The sequence below is a fragment of the Sphingomonas sp. Leaf28 genome (assembly GCF_001421685.1).
Taxonomy (GTDB): Bacteria; Pseudomonadota; Alphaproteobacteria; order Sphingomonadales; family Sphingomonadaceae; genus Sphingomonas; species Sphingomonas aurantiaca.
In genome coordinates this window covers 88,289-109,515 of record NZ_LMKX01000009.1, presented here as the reverse complement: position 1 = coordinate 109,515, position 21,227 = coordinate 88,289, and the positions used below count along the sequence as shown (strand labels likewise).

The window sequence follows — 21,227 nt, the reverse complement described above, 5'->3', positions numbered from 1 at the left end:
CCTTCGCAGAAAAACAGGGAAGAGCGTGCTTCACTCTTGTAATCAGTCGACCGGTTCGTCGGCCAGTTCTTCCTCGAGCGCGGCGATGATCGCCTTGTTGAACGCGGGGATGTCGTCGGGCTTGCGGCTGGTGATCAGATTGCCGTCGACCACAACCTCCTCGTCGACCACGTCCGCGCCCGCATTCTCGAGATCGGTGCGGATCGACGGGTAGCTCGTCACGCGGCGGCCGTCGATCACGTCCGCCTCGGCCAGCAGCCACGGCGCATGGCAGATCGCCGCGACGATCTTGCCGTCCTCCATGAACTCGGTGATGATCTCGATCGCGCGCTCTTCCTGACGCATCGTGTCCGGATTGGCGACGCCGCCCGGCAGCACCAGCGCATCGTAATCGTCGGTATCGACCTCGTCGAGCGTCAGCTCGGGTGTCGCCGTCTCTGCCTTGTTGATGTCGCCCTTCATGCCCTGGATCGGGTCGGTATTGATCGACGCGAGCGTGACCTTCGCCCCCGCCGCCTCGAGCGCCTTCTTGGGTTCGAACAGTTCGACGGTCTCGAAACCATCGGCAGCGAGCATCAGTACGCGAGCTTGGGAAAGATCGGTCATGGCATATCTCCAGTGAAATCCAGTGCCCCCTCAACCACGGGCGGCCCGCGTCGTTCCGGAACGATGCGCCTTGCCGAACATTTCCAGAGATAGTTCGTAGGACGCCCCAAGGACCGCCGCATTGCCCACAAGAATCGTGTATTCCGACGACTCCAAGCCCGGCATCACCCGCAAGAAGATGCGGAACGGCTGGGGCTATTTCGATGCCAAGGGGGACCGGATCACCGACCGCGACGAGATCGACCGGCTCAACACGATCGCCCTGCCCCCCGCCTATCGCGACGCCTGGTTCTGTCCGAAGCCCAACGGCCATATCCAGGCGGTCGGCTGGGACGAAAAGGGTCGCAAGCAGTACCGCTATCACCTCGGCTTCCGCGAGGCGCAGGAGGCAGCCAAATACGAACGCTGCGCCGATTTCGGCCACGCGCTCCCCAAGCTGCGCAAGGCGGTCGAGTCCGATCTGCGCAAACGCTCGCTCACCCGGGAGCGCGCCGTCGCCGCCGTCCTCCGCCTGCTCGACGGCGGCCATATCCGCGTCGGCAACGAAGCCTATGCCGAGGCGAATGAGAGCTTCGGCGCGACGACGTTGCGCAAGCGCCACGGCGCGGTGAAGGGCGCGACGCTCAAACTTCAGTACAAGGGCAAGTCGGGCAAGCTGCGGACGCTGAAGATCACCGATCGGTCGCTCAGCAGCTTCGTCAAGAAATGCCAGGACCTCGACGAACAGCATCTGTTCGCCTGGCTCGACGATGCGGGCGTCGCGCATCCCGTCACCTCGACCGACGTGAACTGCTATATCCGCGACGTTACCGGCACCGAGTTCACCGCGAAGAACTTCCGCACCTGGGCCGCCAGCGTCGCCGCGTTCGAGGCGCTCGCCTCCGCCGAGGCGGATCTAAGCCTCAAGGCGATGCTCGAACCCGTCGTCGCGCGGCTCGGCAACACGCATGCGATTGCGCGGAAGAGCTATGTTCACCCGTCGCTCATCGCGCTGGTGAAACAGGGCCAATCGACCTTTCGCAAGGCGCTCCGCCTCCCGCGCGCCAAGCGCTATCTCAGCCGCGAGGAATGCGGGCTCATCGCCTTCCTCGAAGCCGGCACGCCCGCGATCATCGCCAAAGCGGCCTGACGAGTACTCCCATGTCCAACGCAACCACCGCCGCCAAACAACCGATCTTCGACGCGGGCGACGTCGGCAACCAGGCGCAGGGCTTCGTCACCGCCAGCATCGCCTGGGTGCAGGCCTATTGGCTCCAGATCCTGATCGCGGTCGGAATCGGCGCGGCGATCGTCGTCGCGCTGCACACCGCGCGCCGGTTCGGTAGCAAGCTGTGCGAACGCCCGCGTGCGCTGAACGGCTGGGGGATGGTCGTCGGCAAGGCGATCGCGCGCACCGGCAACTTCTTCATCGTCATGCTCGCGGCCAAGCTCGTGTCGGGCTATTCCGCCGCCCCCGGCGAGGTCGCGACGACGATCAACTTCCTCTTCACCGTCGCCGCGGTGTTCCAGGCGGCGGTCTGGGTGCGCGAGATCATCCTCGGCGCGATCGAACACCGCACCCAGTCCGAACATTATTCGGGTGAAGCGCTGCTGTCGGCGATGGGCCTGATCCGGCTGCTCGTCACGTTCGTCGTGTTCGCGGTGGCGCTGGTCGTCGTGCTCGACAATCTCGGCGTCAACGTCACCGGCCTCGTCGCCGGGCTCGGCGTCGGCGGCATCGCGATCGGTCTCGCCGCGCAGGGCATCTTCGCCGACCTGTTCGCCGCGCTCGCGATCATCTTCGACCGCCCGTTTCGCCGCGGCGATTCGATCAGCTACGACACCGCCTCGGGCAGCGTCGAGGCGATCGGCCTGAAATCGACGCGCATCCGCGGCATCGACGGCGAGGAGCGCGTGATCTCGAACAAGAACCTCCTCAACAAGGAGATTCTCAACAACACGCAACGCAACCACCGCCGCGCGAAATTCATCATCGGCGTCACCTACTCGACCCCGCCCGAGGTCTGCTCGCGCATCCCCGCGATACTGAAGGAGATCGTCGAGGCCAACGACAAGATCTTCACCCGCGCCGGCTTTACCGGCTTCGGCGCATCGAGCCTCGACTTCGAGGTCCAGTTTGACAGCAAGGGCCCCGATTACGCCAGCTTCTACGACGGCCGCACCGCCGTCGGCATCGCCATCCTCAAGCGCTTCAACGACGAAAAGATCGAGATCGCCTTCCCGACCCAGGTCAACATGATGGCCGCACCCGATGGTTCGGTGGTCATGCCGTATCCAGAGACGGCCCGGCCGAAGTCGGAAGGCGTGACGGCCTGAGTCCCGCTACCCAGCCAGCGGCCGCTGCCGCTACTTGATACACGCGTCACCTAAAATCACCGCCCCACCCCGGCGAAGGCCGGGGCCCAGTTGGAAAGGTCGCGGTAACGTAGCGGAACCTCAGTTAGCAACGTCTCCCAACTGGACCCCGGCCGCCGCCGGGGTGGTACCTTAACCGCTCGAACCAACCCCCAAATGTTTCCCCGCGAAGGCGGGGACCCAGACTGGGCTCTCGCCTTCGCGGGAGAACAAGGAAGGAAGAACCGCCCTACGTACGCAGCCCCCACCCTCCTTGGAAAACCACCCTTTAGAACATCGGGTTCGCCGCCCCACCTCGACAAACCCAGCAGTTTCCTCTTTCCGGTCAACGATAGGCTTGCGATACCAGCACCGCCGCGCCTAGAGACGCGTCAGCGCACCGCGCCAACCAGAGAGGACCCCCGTGGCAACGATCACCACCGCAGAGATGCAGGCCCGCATCGGCACCGAAACGGTGTCCGACTGGGTCGAGGTCACGCAAGCCATGATCGACCAGTTCGCCGACGCGACCGGTGACCACCAGTTCATCCATATCGACCCCGCCCGCGCGGCGCAGACTCCGTTCGGCGGCACGATCGCGCACGGCTTCCTGACGCTGTCGCTGATGCCGCTGCTGTCGTCGAAAGTGCCCGACGCGCCGACGATCGAGGGCGCGAAGATGGGCGTCAATTATGGCGGCAACGCGGTGCGCTTCCTCTCGCCGGTCCGGTCGGGCTGCAAGGTGCGCGGCCGGTTCAAGCTGCTGTCGTTCGACGAAAAGCGCCCCGGCCAGTGGCAGCAGACCAACGCCTTTACGGTCGAGATCGAAGGCCAGGAAAAGCCCGCCCTGATCGCCGAATGGATCAGCCAGGTCTTCGTTTGATTTACCATTTCCCCTCCCGCTTGCGGGAGGGGTCAGGGGAGGGTCCGAGATAGCCGCATTCGGTTCGGCTGCTTTGGCCACCCCCCTCCCCCAACCCCTCCCGCAAGCGGGAAGGGAGCAGAAAAGGATATACCCATGCGTTCAGCCGTTATCGTCTCCACCGCCCGCACCGCCATCGGCCGCGCCTATCGCGGCGGCTTCAACAACACGCCTGCCCCCACGCTCGCCGCGCACTCGATCCGCGCCGCGGTCGAACGCGCCGGCGTCGATGGCGCGGAGATCGACGACGTCGTCTTCGGCTGCGCGCTCCAGCAGGGTCACCAGGCGGGCAACATCGCGCGCACCTCACTGCTCCGCGCTGGGCTGCCCGTCACCGTGTCGGGCATGTCGGTCGACCGCCAGTGCGCGTCGGGCCTGATGGCGATCGCCACCGCCGCCAAGCAGATCATCACCGACAATATGGACATCACGATCGGCGGCGGCGTCGAGAGCATCAGCCTCGTCCAGACCCCGCAGATGCGCGTCGCTCCCGATCCCCAGCTGATCGCGATGCACAAGGACGTCTACATGCCGATGCTGCAGACTGCCGAGGTGGTCGCCAAGCGCTATGGCATCAGCCGCGACGCAATGGACGCCTATGCGCTCCAGTCGCAGCAGCGCACCGCCGCCGCGCAGGCCGCGGGCTATTTCGACGCGGAGATCGTCGCGGTCGAGGCCAACATGGCGATCGTCAACAAGGAGACCAAGGAGGTCACCTACAAGGACGTGACGATCGCCAAGGACGAGGGCAATCGCGCCGACACCACGCTTGAGGGGCTTCAGTCGCTGAAACCCGTGACGGGCCCCGATTTCACGATCACCGCGGGCAACGCGTCGCAGCTGTCGGACGGATCCTCGTCGTCGGTGCTGATGGAGGAGAAGATCGCCTCGCAGCGCGGTCTCCAGCCGCTCGGTCGCTATGTCGGCATCGCGGTCGGCGGCACCGAGCCCGACGAGATGGGGATCGGCCCGGTCGTCGCGATCCCGAAGCTGCTCAAGCGCTTCGGCCTCAAGATGGACGATATCGGCCTGTGGGAGCTGAACGAGGCGTTCGCGGTGCAGGTGCTCTACTGCCGCGACAAGCTCGGCATCCCCGACGAGCGGCTCAACGTCAGCGGTGGCGCGATCTCGATCGGCCACCCCTACGGCATGACCGGCGCCCGCGCGACCGGCCACGCGCTGATCGAAGGCAAGCGCCGCGGTGCGAAGTATGTCGTCGTCACGATGTGCGTCGGCGGCGGCATGGGCGCCGCCGGGTTGTTCGAGGTGCTGTGAACTTGAAAAACATGCCGTATTCGCGCATGTAGCAAAGCGGCGTTGCATACACCGCCTTTCTTGTCTGGGCCCCGGTCGTGTCAGCGGCTGGGGCCCAATACGTTTGGGACTTGGGTGTCAGCCCAAGCCCCTCCCGTGCACCTAGCCTTTGCGCGACACTTCGATGATCTTCACGACCAGGGTCGCGAAGGCGAAGAGCATGCCGAGGATCAGGCACAGATCGGCAAGTTGCATACACCTTACCTTTCTTGTTCGGCAGCAGGACTGCTGCCGCCGCCATCATGGCGCGCCGTCTCCGCTTTCACCAAGCCGCATCGCATCGGGCCGCGCAGCGCAACCAACGCCCGCCCCGCCCGTTCTCACAGGCAATCCAAGCCCATAGGAGAATGACGATGGCCGACAAGGATACCCCGCAGGAAATCGCCGCCAAGTTCATCGACAAGCTGAAGTCGAGCCCGTTCGTGATGATCGGCCTCGAGGATGGCCAGCATTCCGAGCCGATGACCGCGCAGATCGACGACGATCAGCCCAACACGCTGTTCTTCTTCGCCGGTCGCGACAACCGCATCGCCAAGGGCGGCGCGGCGATGGCGCAGTTCGTCGGCAAGGGGCATGATTTCTTCGCCTGCATGGCGGGCGACGTTTCGACGTCGAACGACCGCGCGCAGATCGACAAGCTCTGGAACAACCAGGTCGAGGCATGGTTTCCGGGCGGCAAGGAAGACCCCAACCTCACGCTGCTCCGCTTCGACATCGACAGCGCCGAGCTGTGGGAGACGGACATCTCGATCGGTGGTCGCCTGAAGATGCTGTTCGGCGGCACGATCCGTCCGGACGAGTCGAGCAGCCACGCGGTCGTCGACTCGGTCGCATAAACTCCCCATGGGCAGCCCCGCGATCGGAGCTGCCCATCATCGTCACCCGTTCGCGGTGATGAACGCCTCGACGACCGGCGCGATCTTGTCGCGCCAGCGCGATCCGTTGAAGATGCCGTAATGCCCCGCGCCTTCCGCGATCAGATACCGCTTCTTCGCATCCGGCAACGCCGTCGCCAGCGTCAGCGCAGCCTTGGTCTGGCCCAAGCCTGAGATATCGTCGCGCTCGCCCTCAATCGCCAGCAGCCCGATATCGGTGATCGCCGCCGGATCCACCAGCCGACCCCGATGCGTCAGGATTCCGCGCGGCAGTGCGTGGGTCTGGAACACCACATCGATCGTCTGGAGATAGAATTCCGCGGTCATGTCGCAGACCGAGCGATATTCCTCGTAGAAATCCTGGCTCTGCGACGCGCTCGCATCGTCGCCCTGGACGAGATGCTTATACATCTCCCAATGCGAGACCATGTGGTTGCCCAGATTCATCGACATGAACCCAGCAAGCTGCAGGAACCCGGGATATACCTTGCGCCCGGCACCCGGATAATTGCCCGGTACCGTCGCGATCACGTTCTGCTCGAACCAGGCGTGCGGGCGCTCGGTCGCCAGCGTATTGACCGCGGTCGGCGCCTCGCGCGTGTCGACGGGACCACCCATCATCGTCAACGTCTTGGGCCGGCACGGATTCTTGTCCGCGCTCATCAGCGCCGCCGCGGCGTAACAAGGCACCGACGGCTGACAGACCGCGAGCATGTGCGTGCCGCCCTGCCCCTCGTTCGCGCCGATCTGCTCGAGGAACGCGATCAGATAATCGACATAATCGTCGAGATCGAAGCGGCCCGCCGACAGCGGCACGCTGCGCGCATCGCGCCAGTCGGTGATGTAGACGTCCGCGAACGGGAGCATCCGCTCGACCGTCCCGCGCAGCAGCGTCGCATAATGGCCCGACATCGGCGCGACGATCAGCAGCCTGGGGCCGCCCTCGACGCCCTCACGCACGAACCGCTTCAGCTGACCGAAATCCTTCCGCAGCACGATCTCCTCGCGCACCGCGATCTCACGCCCGTCGATGACCGTCCGGTCGAGCCCGAATGCGGGCTTTCCGCGAGTCGCATTCGCGTGTGCGAACACCTCCAGCGCCGATCCGATCACCGCCCCGCCCCCTAAATAGGAGAATGGGTTTGCCGGATTGTTGAGCATTTCCGCGCCGAAACTCGCCAGTTTGCTGGCACCTGACATCATCGACCGTTGGAATTCGTAAGCGTCGTAGAGCATGCGGTATCCTTCGCCTTTATATAGGCTATAACGGTCGTAACGCAAAAGCGCCGCAGCGCAACGCGAGACTCTACCTATGGCGTCAGGCCTGCCCTTCTCCGCAGACACCGCGCATGGCGGTTGTCGTTGAGCGCCACCCCCACGGCTGCTAGGCGGTGCCGCATGGCCAAGCCGAACCCCGAAGAGAAGACGCCCCGCCGGATCGGCGATCTCGCGATGGTGTGGCGTCACGCCGCCAACTATCCGCGCCAGATCGCGTTTGCCGGCCTCGCGCTGATGACGACGTCGGCGGCGACGATCGGCATCCCCTACGGCTTCAAGCGCGTGATCGATCGCGGCTTCGGCCCCGGCGCCAGCGGGTCGGTCGGTACCTCGTTCCACTATCTGCTGATGATCGTCGTCGTGCTCGCGCTGGCGACCGCGGTGCGCTTCTATTACGTCTCGTGGCTCGGCGAACGCGTCGTCGCGGACATCCGCACCAATGTGCAGCGCCACCTGCTCCGCCTGACGCCGCGCTTCTTCGAGGAGAATCGCCCGTCCGAAATCGCGTCGCGGCTCACCTCGGATACCGCGCTGATCGAACAGGTCGTCGGCAGCACCGTGTCGATCGCGCTGCGCAACACCTTCACCGGGATCGGCGGGCTGATCTACCTGTTCGCGATCTCGCCGAAGCTCGCCGGCATGCTGATGATCGGCATCCCGCTGATCATCCTCCCGATCGCGTTGCTCGGCAAACGCGTCCGCAACTATTCGCGCACCTCGCAGGACCGGGTCGCCGATGTCGGCTCGATCGCGACCGAAACGCTCGGCGCGATGAAGGTCGTGCAGGCGTTCGGCCAGGAGGACCGCGAGGCGATCCGCTTCGCCGATGCGGTCGGCGCAACCTTCGCCGCGGCGCGCGCGCGCATCCTGCTGCGCGCGGTGATGACCGCGATCGTCATCGGGCTGGTGTTCGGGTCGATCACGCTGGTCCTGTGGGAGGGCGCGATCGACGTCGCCGCCGGGCGGATCAGCGGCGGCGCGATCGCCGCGTTCGTTCTCACCGGCGGGATCGTCGCAGGCGCGTTCGGCGCGCTCACCGAAGTGTATGGCGACCTGTTGCGCGGCGCCGGTGCCGCCGGGCGACTGTCCGAACTGCTGCGCGAGACGCCCGAGATCGCTGCCCCCGCCACCCCGATCGCGCTCCCGCTGCCGCCGCGCGGCGCGCTCGCGTTCGAGAACGTCCAGTTCCATTACCCGACCCGCCGCGACGTCGCCGCGCTCAACGGCTTCTCGCTCGACATCAAGCCGGGCGAAACGGTCGCGGTCGTCGGTCCCTCGGGCGCGGGCAAGACGACGTTGTTCCAGCTCGTCCAGCGCTTCTACGATCCCGATGCGGGCCGCGTCACGCTCGACGGCGTCGACCTGCGCGACGCCGATCCCGCCGCGGTGCGCGCGCGGATCGCGATGGTCCCGCAGGAAACGATCATCTTCGGCGCCTCCGCGCGCGACAATCTGCGCTACGGCGACTGGACCGCGACCGACGACCAGCTCTGGGCCGCCGCCGAGGCCGCCAACGCGGCCGAATTCCTGCGCAAGCTGCCCGAGGGCCTCGACACGTTCCTCGGCGAGGGCGGCGCGCGGCTGTCGGGCGGCCAGCGCCAGCGCGTGACGATCGCACGCGCGCTGCTCCGCGATGCACCGATCCTGCTGCTCGACGAGGCGACCAGCGCGCTCGACGCCGAAAGCGAACGGCTGGTGCAGGAGGCGCTCGAGCGGCTGATGGCGAACCGCACCACGCTCGTCATCGCGCACCGCCTCGCGACGGTGCGCGCCGCCGAGCGGATCATCGTGATGAGCGACGGGCAGATCGTGGAGGAGGGCTCGCACGGCTCGCTGATGACCAACAGCGGGCTCTACGCACGGCTCGCCAGCCTCCAGTTCAACGAGGCGGCTTAGCCTTTTTGGGTTTCGGCAGCGGCAGTTCCGCGGTCGAGATCTGGACGAGTTCGGCAAGCCAGTCCGCATCGTCCCAGCGGTCGGCGTCGACCAGCAGGCAGGGTTTCGCGCCCGGATAGGGTGGCGCCTCGTCGATCGCGCCTGCGAACGCGCGGCCGCCGGGGGTCGGCTTCACGAACAGCTGGTCGTCGCAGACCATCGCCACCATCCTGCCGTCGCAATAGACGCCATATTCGCCGAACATCGGCTTTGCGGAGACGTCGCCCGCCGCCGCGAGCTGCTCGACGATGAACGCGACGGTTTTGCGATCGGAGGCCATTTGGCGATGCTCGCAGATCGAAGCAGGCTTGGCGAGTCACCGCGTTTCGCTTGCGATGCCCCGAACGTGAGCGCAAAACGGGCGCAACAGGAGGCGGATATGCGCGACTTCGACATCGTCATCTATGGCGCGACGGGCTTTACCGGTCGGCTGGTCGCCGAATATCTGACACAGACCTACCCCAGCGGCGTCCGCTGGGCGATGGCGGGCCGGTCGCTGGCGAAGCTGCAGGAGGTGCGCGACCTGATCGGCGCGCCTGCCAACACGCCGCTCGTCACCGCCGACTCGGACGATCCCGCCAGCCTGCGCGCGATGGCCGAGTGCGCCACCGCCGTCATCTCCACCGTCGGGCCGTATCAGCTTTACGGCTCCGATCTCGTCGCCGCCTGCGCCGCAACCGGCACCGCCTATGTCGACCTGTGCGGCGAGCCCGCTTGGATGCGCCACATGATCGACGCGCATGAGGGCGAGGCGACGCGCACCGGTGCGCGCATCGTCTTCTCCTGCGGCTTCGACAGCATCCCCTTCGATCTGGGCGTGCTGACGCTGCAGGATGCGGCAAAGGCCAAATACGGCATCCCCGCGCCCCGCGTAAAAGGTCGCGTGCGAAAAATGCAGGGCACGTTCTCGGGCGGCACCGCGGCCAGCCTCAAGGCGACGCTCGCCGCCGCCGCGCGCGATCCCGGCATCGTCAAGCTGCTGACCAGCCCGTTCGCGCTCACCCCAGGCTTTCAGGGGCCGCACCAGCCGACCGGGCTGCTCCCCGAATATGACACGACGCTCTCGGCCTGGGTCGCGCCGTTCGTGATGGCACCGATCAACACCAAGAACGTCCACCGCACCAACTTCCTGCTCGGCGAGGCCTATGGCGCGGACTTCGTCTATGACGAGATGATGGTCGCCGGGCTCGGCGATCTCGGCAAGGTGGCCGCCGAAGCGATCGCCAAGTTCAATCCCTTTTCCAGCGACAAGGGTCCCAAGCCCGGCGAAGGCCCGTCGAAAGAGGAGCGCGACGCCGGCCATTACGACCTGTTGTTCGTCGGCATCATGCCCGATGGCGCGCGGATCGACTCGGTCGTCACCGGCGACCGCGATCCGGGCTATGGCTCGACCAGCAAGATGATCGCGGAGGCGGCCTTGTGCCTCGTCCAGGATGTGCAGGGCGATGGCGGCATCTGGACGCCGGGTGCGCTGATGGGCACGAAGCTGCGCGATCGTCTCGTGGCGAAGGCAGGGCTCACCTTCACGGTCGGCTGATCCGCGTCAGGACCTCAACCCCGCACCCTCCTGTTCTCCCGCGAAGGCGGGATCCCAGCCTGTTTCCCCGCCTTCGGGGAAACACGATGCGATGTCGGCGGCGTCCCCGGTCACTCCGCCAGCGCGAACACCGTTGCGGCCGCCGCAGCACTCGCCACCACGCCCGATGCCGCCGCGATCGCCGCCGCCCGCCGGCGCACCGCCCCGCGAAACGCCCCGAGCTTGCGCGCGTCGAGGTGATAGCGCCCTGCCCCGTCGTCGACGATCGCACCGAACGCGCACAGCCGCCGGAACGTCCGCAGATCCTGCGCGTCATAGGCGATCGCACGATCCGCCGCCGTCGCCTTCGCCGCCACGAAATCGCTGACGATCTGCCGCCGCGACCGGCCTAGAATGAAACCCCGCATGCCAGTCTCCCCTGCGCCACGGTCGCATAGCGCGGGGGGCTTGTCCAAATCCTAACGGCGCTTGCCCTTGTGACGGATGTTCATCGGTCGCCCGCGATGCTTGATCTCGCGCACCGGCTTGCGCCCGCCGCGCATCGGAGGCGCGGCCCCCTTCCCCTCGGGCATCTCAAAGCGCAGCGCCCCCGATACCGGGTTCGCCTCCGCCAGCCGCAGCTCCAGCGTCTGGCCCTGCGCGAAGACATCGCCGCTATGCTCACCGGTCAGCGTGCGTGCACCCTCGTCGAAGCGGAAATACTCGCCGCCCAGATCGCGCACCGGCATCAGCCCGTCGCCGCCAATCCCCTCGACCGTCGCGAAGAAGCCGAAATTGGTGACGCCGGTGATCCTGACGTCCATCACCTGCCCGACTCGCTCCGACAGGAACGCTGCGACATAGCGATCGGTGGTGTCGCGCTCGGCCTCCATCGCGCGGCGCTCGAGCCGGCTGATGATCTCGCCGACAGACTCCATGTTGGCCGCATCGTCCGCCGGCAACCCGCCCTCGCCCAGCCCGTAGGCGGACACCAGCGAACGATGCACGAGCAGATCCGCATAGCGCCGGATCGGCGAGGTGAAATGCGCGTAGCTGCCCAGGCTGAGCCCGAAATGGCCATGATTGCCCGGCGCATAATAGGCCTGGGTCTGCGTGCGGAGAATCTGCTCCATCACCTGCGGACGGAAATCGGCATCGCCGATCCGCTCGATGATGTGGTTGAAGGTCGCCGGGCGAACGACCTGCCCCAGCGCGAACGGCACGTCGAACGTCTCGAGATACTCCTTCAGCGCCATCATCTTCTCGCGGCTCGGCGGCTCGTGGATGCGGTACATCACCGGCGCCTTCTTCGCTTCGAGCGCCTTGGCGGCAGCGACGTTGGCGGCGATCATGTAATCCTCGATCAGCCGGTGGGCATCGAGCCGTTCGCGCGGCGACACCGACATGATCCGCCCCTGCTCGTCGAGCACCACGCGGCGTTCGGGCAGATCGAGATCGAGCGGCGCCCGCGCATCGCGCGCTTTCGCCAGCGACTGCCAGCACGCCCAGAGCGGACGCAGCACCGCCAGCATATCTCCCCTCCCGTCTACGGGAGGGGTCGGGGGAGGGGCTTCCTGACTCACGATCGGATCGCTGGACGCACCGCCCTCCCCCGCCCCCTCCCGCAAAGCGGAAGGGGAGGAAGAGTCGATGATCGCCTGCGCCTCTTCGTAGGCAAGGTTCGCCGCGATCCGCACCACCGCGCGCGTAAAGCGCCACGACAGGAGCGCGCCGTCCTTGCCGATCCGCAAATGGCAGGCCAGCGCCGCGCGATCCGCGCCCTCCTTCAGCGAGCACACCTCCGCCGACAGGATCTCGGGCAGCATCGGCACGACCCGGTCGGGGAAATACACCGAGTTCCCGCGACGCCGCGCCTCGCGATCGACCTCCGATTTCGGCCGCACGTAGAAGCTGACATCGGCGATCGCGACGATCGCCTTCCAGCCGCCCGCATTGGCGGGATCGTCATCCGCCTCCGCCCACACCGCATCGTCGTGATCGCGTGCATCCTCGGGATCGATCGCGACGATCGGTACGTCCCGTAAGTCCTCGCGCCCCTCTCCCAGCGGCAGCTTCGACACACGCTCGGCCTCGTCGAGCGCCTCCTGCGAGAACACGTCGGGAATACCCAGCTTGTGGATCGCGATCAGCGAGAAGCTGCGTGCCGCAAACGGATCTCCCAGTTTCGAGACGACGCGGGCGGCGATCTTGGGCGGCTTGCCCGCGAGTTCCGCCAGCACTAGGTCGCCCGGCGCCGCACCGCCCGCATCGGCCACCGCAAACTCGCGCCGCTCGCGCTTGTCGACGCCGGTCAGCCACAGCCGCCCCGCTTCCTCGCGCAGCACGCCCAGCACCTGTTCGGAGGCCGGCGCGAGCACCTTCATCGGATGCGCGATCCAGCCGTTCCCGGCCTCCTCGGTCCGCGCCAGGATCCGCTCGCCGACGCCCAGCGCGCCGCGCTTGCGTTCGCGCACGCGCAGCCGCGGCGGCGGCACGCCTTCCGCCTCCCAGCGCTCGGGCACCGCCCACACATTGCCGCCATCGTCGACATCGGCGATCCGCAGCACCGTGACCTTGGGCACGCCGCCCATCTTGTGGAATGCGCGACCGGGGGCACTGTCGATCAGCCCCTCGTCGGCCATGTCCTTGAGCAAGGCCTTGAGCCCGATCTTGTCCTGCGCGCTGAGCCCGAAGCCCTTGGCGATCTCGCGTTTGCCCGCGGGCACGTCGGAGGTGGCGATGAAGTCGAGGATCTGCTCGCGCGTCGGAAGACCGGCTTTTGGTTTGTACATGTCCAAGAGATAGTCGGTAGGCTCGGCTTTACCAAACGGCTAAGTAGCCGGACATGACGCAAAGTTATGACATTCTCATCGTCGGCGGCGGTATCAACGGCGCAGCGATCGCCCGCGAAGCCACGCTGAATGGCCTCTCCGTCCTGCTCGTCGAAAAGGGCGACCTTGCCGGCGCGACCTCGTCGGCCTCGACCAAGCTGATCCACGGGGGCCTGCGCTACCTCGAATATTACGACTTCAAGCTGGTCGCCGAGGCACTGCGCGAACGCGAACGGCTCGTAAAGGCCGCGCCGCACATCATCCGGCCGATGCGCTTCGTGCTGCCACAGGAAAATGCAGTGCGCCCCTGGTGGATGGTCCGGCTCGGCCTGTACCTCTACGATTTTCTGGGCGGTCGCATGACGCTCAAGCGCTCGCGCGGCCTCCGCAAGGCCGACACCGCCTACACCGCGCCGCTCAAGAACGGTGCGCGCGGCTTCGTCTATTCCGACGCGTTCGTCGACGATTCCCGGCTCACCGTTCTCAACGCCATGGACGCGCATAACGCAGGCGCGGAGATTGCCGTCCGCACCGAACTCGTCACCGCACGCCGCGATGGCGCCGTGTGGCGCGCGACTCTGTCCGACGGACGCGACATCACCGCGCGTGCGCTGGTCAACGCCGCCGGCCCCTGGGTCGCGGAACTGCTCGGCCGCCTCGAGATCAACGCCAGCGCCGGGGTCCGGCTGGTCAAGGGCAGCCACATCGTCGTGCCCAAGCTGTACGAAGGCGATCACGCCTATATCCTCCAACTCGCCGACCGCCGCATCGTCTTCGCGATCCCCTATCAGGGCCAGACCGAGATCGGCACGACCGATGTCCCGGTCGACCGTCCCGAGGATGCGGTGATCGACGACGGCGAGATCGCCTATCTCTGCGACGCCGCGAACCAGCATTTCACACGCCAGATCACCCCCGCCGACGTCACCTCGACCTGGTCCGGCGTCCGCCCGCTCTATGACGACGGCGCCAGCGAAGCCAAGGCGATCACACGCGACTATGTCCTCGAACTCGACACGCTCGGCGACACCGGCGCGGCGCCCCTACTGTCGGTGTTCGGCGGCAAGATCACCACCGCGCGCCACCTCGCCGAGGAAGTCCTCGAAAAGATCGCCCCCACGCTCGGCATCACCGCGCGCCAGACGACACGCGACCGCGCCTTTCCGGGGGGCAGCATCCCGCCCTTTGCGACCTATCTGGCACAGGTCCGCAAGCGGTGGCCGTTCCTCGGCGATGCGCGCAGCGACCGGATGGCGCATGCCTATGGCGCGCTGCTCGACGAGATGCTCGCAGGCGTCACCGACGAAGCGGGCCTCGGCGCCGATCTCGGTGCCGGGCTGACCGAGATCGAGGCGCGCTGGATGCACGATCGCGAATGGGCAAGGATACCCGAAGATGCATTGCTGCGCCGCAGCAAGATTGGGCTCGTGCTCGGCCGCGAGCAGCAGGCCTCTTTCGAGGCATGGTGGCAGCGCAACTTTTCTAGGTAATTCTTACAGCTTGCTTGTTCGCGCATTCGGCATATCCTCTGCATATTGGTGAGAGGAAACCTCAGATGGCTACATACCCGGACCTCCAAGCCGATCCCGAGGACAAGAACCTCGTGATCCTGCAGAGCCTGATATGCCTGTTGCGCGAGAAGAACGTCCTGACGCGCGCCGACATTGAAGAGCTGTGCGAAACCGTGAAGCGCCGTGCGAACAACCACGACAGCGATCCACTGCCCTGCCAGGTTACCGGCGCGCGCGCCGCTGCCACGGAAGTTGCGCAGATCGGCGATTACATCGGCCGCAAATACGGTGGAAAGCATCGCCGCTCGATCTGAAGCCGAGCCCGGGCGCAGACGCGACCCGGTTGGTCACAAGGACTGGAAGCGCCGCGGTGCTATCCTGAAAGTTGTCCTCGCCTGCGCGACGAAGTCGCGCAGGCTGTTGCAATCCGCGAGTTGGGGTCGAACCTGCCGCGGTTCAGTAGCATTCGTCGTAGAGTAACGGGCAGTGCGCGAGCGATCTGCCGTTAAGCCCTTCGGCGGCTCATCTGGCGCCTGTAATCTATCGTATGACAGTCAACGCTCATGGAGCGGACCGATCCAGTACACCCGCACGCCAAAGTCGCTGACGGCGTCCTAGGCCTATTCGAAGCGCTATCGACTGACACAGGGGCAGCGGAGCAGCTTTTGACCGCTCGAACCTCACACCATCCTCAAACGATCGACCCGCACCCGCCAAAGGCGACGCCGACGAACGATCGTCGGCGCCCGAACCCAAAGCGGCAATCCCCGACGATACCGCCGCGTCAGCTCGCGACGAAGCAGGTCTCGCCGGCGACACGCAGACGACCACAGATATCCGCCGCCTGGTTCGCGCTGCCCGCGTTCACGCGCAGGCGATACAGCGTGCGACCGCCCGTCGCGACCGGCTGGACCGACTTGCCGAGCGCACCGACATAAGCGAACCGCTTCGAGAAGTTCGTCCACGCCGCGTTGGCGACCGCCTCGCTCGGATACGCGCCCAGCTGGACCAGCGACCCACCGGTCCCCGCGCCCGCGCCGTTCGCCTTCGCCGCGCTCATCGGCGCGGCGGCGACGAGTCGCCCGCCCGACGCGGGCACCTGCGCGACCGCGTTACGACCCGCCGCGTCTTCGGCCTTGGGCGCAACCGCGCGCTTGCCCGCAACCGGCGCTTCCGGCACGCCGCGCAGGTCGATCGCGCCATTGCCCGATTTGCCCGCACTCGTGGCTATCGCCGACTCGCCCTCGCCCTTGACCTTCATGCCGCCAGCGTCCTCGGGCTTGACCTTATAGTCGCCCTCCTGCGCCGCGATCAGCTGGCCGTCACCCGTGGGCGCGCGCTGCTGCAGCTTGTAGATGCCGAAGATGATCGCCGCGAGTACCGCGAGGCCAAGCACAACGAGCGCGATCACGCGGCCGATTCCGACCGTATCCTGATCGTCGGGCTCGACGGTTTCGAGCCAAGGGAGCCGGTCTTCCTCGCGCAGATCCATGTCTTCGGCCATCACTTCATCTCCGAAACCGCTTCGACACCCATGATGGCGAGGCCGTTATGAATAATCTGCCCTATAGCGGACGCCAAGAAAAGCCGTGCCGCGGTCGCCTGTGGATCCTCGATCACCAGAAAACGGCGATCGGGACGGTCGTTGCCGACGTTCCACAGCGCATGAAACGCTGCGGCCAAGTCATAGAGATAGAAGGCAATTCTGTGCGGTTCGCGCGCCGTCGAGGCGATCTCGACGAGCCGTGGGAACTGCGCCGCGAGCTGCACAAGCGCCAGTTCGTCCGTATCAAGCCGGGACAAATCCGCCGAAATAGGCGTAATTCCCGCCTCTTCGGCGCGCCGATGCAGCGATGCGATCCGCGCATGCGCGTACTGGACGTAGAAAACCGGGTTGTCCTTCGACGCCTCGACCACCTTCGCGAAGTCAAAATCCATCTGCGCATCGGACCGCCGCGTGAGCATCGTGAAGCGCACGACGTCCTTGCCGACTTCGCGCACGACATCGGCGAGCGTGACGAAATTGCCCGACCGCTTCGACATCTTCACCGGCTCGCCGTTGCGGAGCAGCCGCACCATCTGGACGAGCTTGACGTCGAACCGAGTCTTGCCGCCGGTCAGCGCCGCCACCGCGGCGACGATCCGCTTGACCGTCCCGCCATGATCCGCGCCCCAGATGTCGATCAGTTGATCGGCGCTCTGGCTCTTCTGGAAATGATAGGCGAGATCGGCGCCGAAATAAGTCCAGGACCCATTCGACTTCTTGATCGGCCGATCCTGATCATCGCCGAACTGGGTCGAACGGAACAGCGGCAGCTCGACGGGCTCCCAGTCGTCGGGCGTCTCGCCCTTCGGTGCTTCGAGCACGCCGTCATAGACCAGATCGCGCGAGCGCAGTTCCGCCTCGGCCGCCTCGGGCTTCTTCGCCGCCTGCAGTTCGGCTTCGGACGAGAACACTTCATGCTCGATCCCGAGCAGCGCGAGATCGGCGCGGATCATCACCATCATCGCGGCGACCGCCTGCGTGCGGAAAATAGTCAGCCATTCGCTCTCGGGCGCGCCGACATACCGGTCGCCGAATTCGCTGGCGAGCGACTGGCCGACGGGGACGAGATACTCGCCGGGGTACAGTCCCTCGGGGATCTCCACCGTCTCGCCGAGCGCCTCGCGGTAGCGCAGGTGGACCGAACGCGCGAGCACGTCGACCTGGCCGCCCGCATCGTTGACATAATATTCGCGGATCACGCGGTGCCCGGCGAATTCGAGCAGGCTGGCCAGCGCATCGCCGACCACCGCACCGCGGCAATGCCCCATGTGCATCGGCCCCGTGGGGTTGGCCGAGACATATTCGATATTGACCGTGATCCCCGCGCCTTGCGTCGACCGGCCGTAATCCGCCCCCGCCGCCGGGATCGCCGCCAGCTCGGCGCGCCACGCATCGTCGGTCAGCTTCATGTTGATGAAGCCGGGCCCTGCGACACTCGCCGAGGCAACGTCATCGAGCTTCGACAGCTCCAAGACCAGCGCATCCGCCAGCACGCGCGGATTGGTCTTGGCGGGCTTGGCGAGCACCATCGCGGCGTTGGTCGCGAGGTCGCCATGGCTCGTGTCGCGCGGCGGCTCGACCGTCACGTTCTTGCGGTCGAGCCCGTCCGGCAGCGTTCCGGCCGCGATCAGCGTGTCGAGCGCCGCATCAATATGCGCGGCGAAACGGGTATAGAGCGTCATGGCAGTCCCGGTACGTCAAGGAAACGCGCGCTCTAGACCAAAGCCGGGTGCCGCTCAATTTTAATCCCGTCCGCGCGCCTGCACTCAGACCCGCACCAGACCCTCGATCGCCGCCGTCCTTGCACTCGCCGGAAACAACGCCGCCATCGCCCGCGCCGGCTCGACCCCGAAATGCGCCGACACCGCGCCGCCGATGAACGCATCGAGCTGCATCGTCGGCTTCAAGTCGCGCGCCTCGTACAGCGCGGCGGGCGCGAGGCCCGGCCAGTCGGACACGACTCGCCCGCCCTTCACCCCGCCGCCGAACAGCATCGCCGCGGTGCCCGTGCCGTGATCGGTGCCGCCCGTCCCGTTCACCGCGACGGTCCGCCCGAACTCGGTCGCGACCAGCACCATCGTATCCGCCCATAACGGCCCCAGCCCCGCCTGCAGCCCCGCGATCATCGCATCGAGGCCCTTGAGCTGCGCGGTCAGCCGGCCGCGCTGGCCGGTATGCGTATCCCACCCGCCCGTCTCGATCATCGCGATCCGCGCGCCCGTATTGGGCTTCAGCAACCGCGCGGCGAGTGCGCCGGTCGCGGCGGCGTTGCGCCCGCCGTCCTGCGCAAGATCGCTGGTGAGCTGCCGCGTCGCCATCGCCTCGCTCCACAGGCCGTGAAGCTGCTGGTCGCCCTCGTACAGCATCGTCACGCGTTGCAGCAGGTCGTCGGACGCATCGGGCAGGTTCGACGGCGCATAGGACGCCACCTCGCGCCGGCCGCGCAACGCCATCGGCACCGTCGCCGCCACCGCGATCGCGCGCGCCTGATCCGCGGGCAGCACGCCCAGCAGCCGGTTCAACCACCCGTCGCGCACCTGATACGCGCTCGCGCCGCCCGTCTCGAGCACGTTCTGCCCGTCGAAATGCGACCGATCGCGATAGGGGGAGGCGATCGCATGCGCGAACAGCGCCTGACCCTGTGCGTACAGCCCCGCGCTCGCCGCCATCGCCGGGTGCAGCGCGAACAGGCCGTCGAGCTTGGTGCCCGCGGCCAGGTCCGCGGCAAGATCACCGCGCACGCCCGCGAACGCAGGATCGCCGACCGCGCCGATCATGCCCAGCCCATCCGCCGCGCCGCGCTGGATGACGAACACGAACCGCTTGTTGGTCGCGGCGCGCGCAAACGCGATGCGCGGCGCGAAGGCAGCCCCCAGCACGCCGAGCGTACCGGTCGAAAGGAAGGAACGACGGTCGAGCATGATCATCTCCGCAACGATTCGGGGGCCACCAGCAGAAGGGCCAGCGCCTGCGCCGGGCTTTCCGCGCGTGCGAGGCCCTGCGCGGTGGCGGCACTCAGCGCGCCCGGGAACAGCGTCGGGGCCAGCGCGCGCGCATCGACCGGCCCCGCGCGTGCCGCGAACCGTTCCGCCGCCTCGACCCGACGCAGGATCGCATCGGGCCCCGCCCAGGCGGCGGCGATGTCGTCATAGCCGACCGGCTGCCCCGGCTTCCACACCGGCTGGCCGAGCTGGTTCATCATCCCCACCGTCACGCCCGGCTGGACCGTCGTCGTCCCCAGCGCGCGCTGCGTCGAGACATACCATTCCCACGGCGATTTGAACTTCACCGGCGGCGTTACCCACGCCTCGGGCGATGCCACCACCGCGCGGTAAACGGTGGGCAGGTCGCCCCCCGATGTCCGGAACGCCGCCTCGATCCGCGCCACCATCGCCGGCGGCGGCGTGTCGCCCGCGAAATGCCGCGCCAGCTTGGTTGCGATATGCGTCGCGGTCGCGGGATGGACCGCGAGATCGGCGAGCACCGCCTGCGCCTGCGCCTCGCCCGCCGCCGGATAGCGTTTGCCCATGACGATCCGGTCGCCCGGCTGGTGCACGTCGGCCAGGAACACGAACGCGCCGGCCCGCGAATCGTCCTGCACGCGCGCACCCGGCCCCCGGCCGATCCCCGCCACCGTCCACCCCGTCATCGCCCGCGCGAATTCGGTGACGTCGGTCTGCGTATAGCCGCTGCGCACGCCGAGCGTGTGCAACTCCATGATCTCGCGCGCGAGATTCTCGTTCAGGCCCGATCGGCGCTTGGCCCGGCGCGCGGCGAACGCGCTGTCGGGGCCGACCGATACCGCCTGGTCGAGATAGAGCAGCATCGCCGGATGCCGCTCGACCGCGTTCAGCATGTCGGCGAATTTGCCCAGCACATGCGGGCGGATCGCCTCGAACTCCATCGGCCCGGCGAGCCCGGTGACTTCGAGCTTGTCGGTCGAGACCGCGAAATGGTTCGCCCAGAAATGCACCAGCCGCTCAATGAACGGTGCGTCACCCGTCAGCGCGGCAATGGTCCGCGCAGCGACCGCGGCCCCATAATCGTCGCGACTGACTTTGCCCGCCCGTTGCCGCGCCGCCTGCCGCGCCGCTTCGCCGGGATCCGCAGCGGCTATGGCGGGCACCGGCGCGGCCATCGGATCGGGAGCCGGTCCAGCCGCAGGTTTCGGGGCACGCGGACCGAACTGCGTCCGGATCTCCTTCTGCTCCGCAAAATACGTGGCAAGCCCCGCCGACACGCTTGCGGTCGAGGGCGCACCCGCAATCGCGGCGGGCCGCGCGTCGAACCGGTCGCACTGCGCGATCACCCACCGCGCGGGATCGCCCGAGACCACGTCCCCAGGCCTCGCCCCGAGACCGAATCGATTGAGCGCAATACTGGAAGCAGCCACCAACCCTCTCCTCTCCCGCCGATCTGCGCCCGATTTGTCGCGCAACTATGTCGGCTCAGCGGTTCACCGCATCGGCAGGCCGGCCCATCGTTGCACCGCACGCAACCGCAATCGAGGGCTTTGCAATTGCGACTCATGCTGCAGTGCAATATTTCCCGACTCGAGA

Annotated in this window: 18 protein-coding genes; 9 read left to right on the top strand and 9 right to left on the bottom strand. The window is 66.9% G+C overall.

The window, feature by feature from the left end; all coding sequences use genetic code 11:
* Positions 1-42 precede the first annotated feature (42 nt).
* Positions 43-606, bottom strand: coding sequence for a type 1 glutamine amidotransferase domain-containing protein (locus ASE79_RS13595; RefSeq protein WP_056417595.1), 564 nt, complete (start codon positions 604-606; stop codon positions 43-45).
* 178 nt (positions 607-784) lie between these two features.
* Between ASE79_RS13595 and ASE79_RS13590 the strand changes: the two genes are divergently transcribed.
* The 5 genes from ASE79_RS13590 to ASE79_RS13570 all read left to right on the top strand — a co-directional run bounded on the left by ASE79_RS13590 (position 785) and on the right by ASE79_RS13570 (position 6,012).
* Positions 785-1,735: a DNA topoisomerase IB gene (locus ASE79_RS13590; RefSeq protein WP_056418474.1), complete on the top strand. Its 951-nt coding sequence runs from the start codon at positions 785-787 to the stop codon at positions 1,733-1,735.
* An 11-nt stretch (positions 1,736-1,746) separates the two neighbouring features.
* Positions 1,747-2,922: a mechanosensitive ion channel family protein gene (locus ASE79_RS13585; RefSeq protein WP_056417592.1), complete on the top strand. Its 1,176-nt coding sequence runs from the start codon at positions 1,747-1,749 to the stop codon at positions 2,920-2,922.
* Between the two features lie 466 nt (positions 2,923-3,388).
* Entirely contained in the window at positions 3,389-3,823 is a 435-nt protein-coding gene (locus tag ASE79_RS13580) for a MaoC family dehydratase (protein WP_056417589.1), read from the top strand.
* A gap of 135 nt (positions 3,824-3,958) precedes the next feature.
* On the top strand, positions 3,959-5,137 hold the full coding sequence (locus ASE79_RS13575; protein WP_056417586.1) for an acetyl-CoA C-acyltransferase: 1,179 nt from the start codon (positions 3,959-3,961) through the stop codon (positions 5,135-5,137).
* Positions 5,138-5,529: 392 nt separating this feature from the next.
* The gene (locus tag ASE79_RS13570; protein WP_056418470.1) at positions 5,530-6,012 is read left to right on the top strand and encodes a pyridoxamine 5'-phosphate oxidase family protein; all 483 of its coding nucleotides are present in this window, start codon (positions 5,530-5,532) and stop codon (positions 6,010-6,012) included.
* A gap of 42 nt (positions 6,013-6,054) precedes the next feature.
* Here the strand turns inward: ASE79_RS13570 and ASE79_RS13565 are convergent, their stop codons facing one another.
* A complete protein-coding gene (locus tag ASE79_RS13565) occupies positions 6,055-7,287 on the bottom strand; it encodes a polyhydroxyalkanoate depolymerase (RefSeq protein WP_056417583.1) in 1,233 nt (410 codons plus the stop codon).
* A gap of 162 nt (positions 7,288-7,449) precedes the next feature.
* On the opposite strand from ASE79_RS13565, the gene ASE79_RS13560 reads away from it, so the two are divergent.
* Positions 7,450-9,225, top strand: a complete 1,776-nt coding sequence (locus ASE79_RS13560; RefSeq protein ID WP_056417579.1) for an ABC transporter transmembrane domain-containing protein — start codon at positions 7,450-7,452, stop codon at positions 9,223-9,225.
* Here the strand turns inward: ASE79_RS13560 and ASE79_RS13555 are convergent.
* Positions 9,209-9,544, bottom strand: a complete 336-nt coding sequence (locus tag ASE79_RS13555; RefSeq protein ID WP_056417576.1) for a TfoX/Sxy family protein — start codon at positions 9,542-9,544, stop codon at positions 9,209-9,211. The genes ASE79_RS13560 and ASE79_RS13555 overlap by 17 nt on opposite strands.
* Before the next feature lie 99 nt (positions 9,545-9,643).
* On the opposite strand from ASE79_RS13555, the gene ASE79_RS13550 reads away from it, so the two are divergent.
* Complete coding sequence (locus ASE79_RS13550; protein WP_056418466.1) at positions 9,644-10,801, top strand: saccharopine dehydrogenase family protein; 1,158 nt, start codon at positions 9,644-9,646, stop codon at positions 10,799-10,801.
* 110 nt (positions 10,802-10,911) lie between these two features.
* Here the strand turns inward: ASE79_RS13550 and ASE79_RS13545 are convergent, their stop codons facing one another.
* On the bottom strand, positions 10,912-11,208 hold the full coding sequence (locus ASE79_RS13545) for a hypothetical protein (protein WP_056417573.1): 297 nt from the start codon (positions 11,206-11,208) through the stop codon (positions 10,912-10,914).
* Positions 11,209-11,259: 51 nt separating this feature from the next.
* Entirely contained in the window at positions 11,260-13,572 is a 2,313-nt protein-coding gene (locus ASE79_RS13540; RefSeq protein ID WP_056417570.1) for a ribonuclease R family protein, read from the bottom strand.
* Positions 13,573-13,625: 53 nt separating this feature from the next.
* Between ASE79_RS13540 and glpD the strand changes: the two genes are divergently transcribed.
* Both glpD and ASE79_RS13530 read left to right on the top strand, forming a co-directional pair.
* Entirely contained in the window at positions 13,626-15,101 is a 1,476-nt protein-coding gene (glpD, locus tag ASE79_RS13535) for a glycerol-3-phosphate dehydrogenase (RefSeq protein ID WP_056417567.1), read from the top strand.
* A 65-nt stretch (positions 15,102-15,166) separates the two neighbouring features.
* Positions 15,167-15,436 (top strand): hypothetical protein, encoded by a 270-nt coding sequence (locus ASE79_RS13530; RefSeq protein WP_056417565.1) that lies wholly within the window; start codon positions 15,167-15,169, stop codon positions 15,434-15,436.
* Between the two features lie 470 nt (positions 15,437-15,906).
* Here the strand turns inward: ASE79_RS13530 and ASE79_RS13525 are convergent, their stop codons facing one another.
* From ASE79_RS13525 to ASE79_RS13510, 4 genes are all read right to left on the bottom strand, one after another.
* Positions 15,907-16,626 carry an SPOR domain-containing protein gene (locus ASE79_RS13525; RefSeq protein WP_056417562.1) on the bottom strand — a complete coding sequence of 240 codons (720 nt, stop codon included), beginning with the start codon at positions 16,624-16,626 and terminating at the stop codon, positions 15,907-15,909.
* Positions 16,626-18,350, bottom strand: a complete 1,725-nt coding sequence (gene argS, locus ASE79_RS13520; RefSeq protein WP_056417559.1) for an arginine--tRNA ligase — start codon at positions 18,348-18,350, stop codon at positions 16,626-16,628. The genes ASE79_RS13525 and argS overlap by 1 nt, the downstream gene beginning before the upstream one ends.
* 84 nt (positions 18,351-18,434) lie before the next feature.
* Positions 18,435-19,589 carry a DUF1501 domain-containing protein gene (locus tag ASE79_RS13515; RefSeq protein ID WP_056418463.1) on the bottom strand — a complete coding sequence of 385 codons (1,155 nt, stop codon included), beginning with the start codon at positions 19,587-19,589 and terminating at the stop codon, positions 18,435-18,437.
* A gap of 2 nt (positions 19,590-19,591) precedes the next feature.
* Complete coding sequence (locus ASE79_RS13510; RefSeq protein WP_056418460.1) at positions 19,592-21,061, bottom strand: DUF1800 domain-containing protein; 1,470 nt, start codon at positions 21,059-21,061, stop codon at positions 19,592-19,594.
* Positions 21,062-21,227 lie beyond the last annotated feature (166 nt).

Bases quoted from the DNA above. Each gene is read 5' to 3' on its own strand.
- ASE79_RS13595 (WP_056417595.1), bottom strand. From the start codon at position 606: ATGACCGATCTTTCCCAAGCTCGCGTACTGATGCTCGCTGCCGATGGT.
- ASE79_RS13590 (WP_056418474.1), top strand. From the start codon at position 785: ATGCGGAACGGCTGGGGCTATTTCGATGCCAAGGGGGACCGGATCACC.
- ASE79_RS13585 (WP_056417592.1), top strand. From the start codon at position 1,747: ATGTCCAACGCAACCACCGCCGCCAAACAACCGATCTTCGACGCGGGC.
- ASE79_RS13580 (WP_056417589.1), top strand. From the start codon at position 3,389: ATGCAGGCCCGCATCGGCACCGAAACGGTGTCCGACTGGGTCGAGGTC.
- ASE79_RS13575 (WP_056417586.1), top strand. From the start codon at position 3,959: ATGCGTTCAGCCGTTATCGTCTCCACCGCCCGCACCGCCATCGGCCGC.
- ASE79_RS13570 (WP_056418470.1), top strand. From the start codon at position 5,530: ATGGCCGACAAGGATACCCCGCAGGAAATCGCCGCCAAGTTCATCGAC.
- ASE79_RS13565 (WP_056417583.1), bottom strand. From the start codon at position 7,287: ATGCTCTACGACGCTTACGAATTCCAACGGTCGATGATGTCAGGTGCC.
- ASE79_RS13560 (WP_056417579.1), top strand. From the start codon at position 7,450: ATGGCCAAGCCGAACCCCGAAGAGAAGACGCCCCGCCGGATCGGCGAT.
- ASE79_RS13555 (WP_056417576.1), bottom strand. From the start codon at position 9,544: ATGGCCTCCGATCGCAAAACCGTCGCGTTCATCGTCGAGCAGCTCGCG.
- ASE79_RS13550 (WP_056418466.1), top strand. From the start codon at position 9,644: ATGCGCGACTTCGACATCGTCATCTATGGCGCGACGGGCTTTACCGGT.
- ASE79_RS13545 (WP_056417573.1), bottom strand. From the start codon at position 11,208: ATGCGGGGTTTCATTCTAGGCCGGTCGCGGCGGCAGATCGTCAGCGAT.
- ASE79_RS13540 (WP_056417570.1), bottom strand. From the start codon at position 13,572: ATGTACAAACCAAAAGCCGGTCTTCCGACGCGCGAGCAGATCCTCGAC.
- glpD (WP_056417567.1), top strand. From the start codon at position 13,626: ATGACGCAAAGTTATGACATTCTCATCGTCGGCGGCGGTATCAACGGC.
- ASE79_RS13530 (WP_056417565.1), top strand. From the start codon at position 15,167: ATGGCTACATACCCGGACCTCCAAGCCGATCCCGAGGACAAGAACCTC.
- ASE79_RS13525 (WP_056417562.1), bottom strand. From the start codon at position 16,626: ATGGCCGAAGACATGGATCTGCGCGAGGAAGACCGGCTCCCTTGGCTC.
- argS (WP_056417559.1), bottom strand. From the start codon at position 18,350: ATGACGCTCTATACCCGTTTCGCCGCGCATATTGATGCGGCGCTCGAC.
- ASE79_RS13515 (WP_056418463.1), bottom strand. From the start codon at position 19,589: ATGCTCGACCGTCGTTCCTTCCTTTCGACCGGTACGCTCGGCGTGCTG.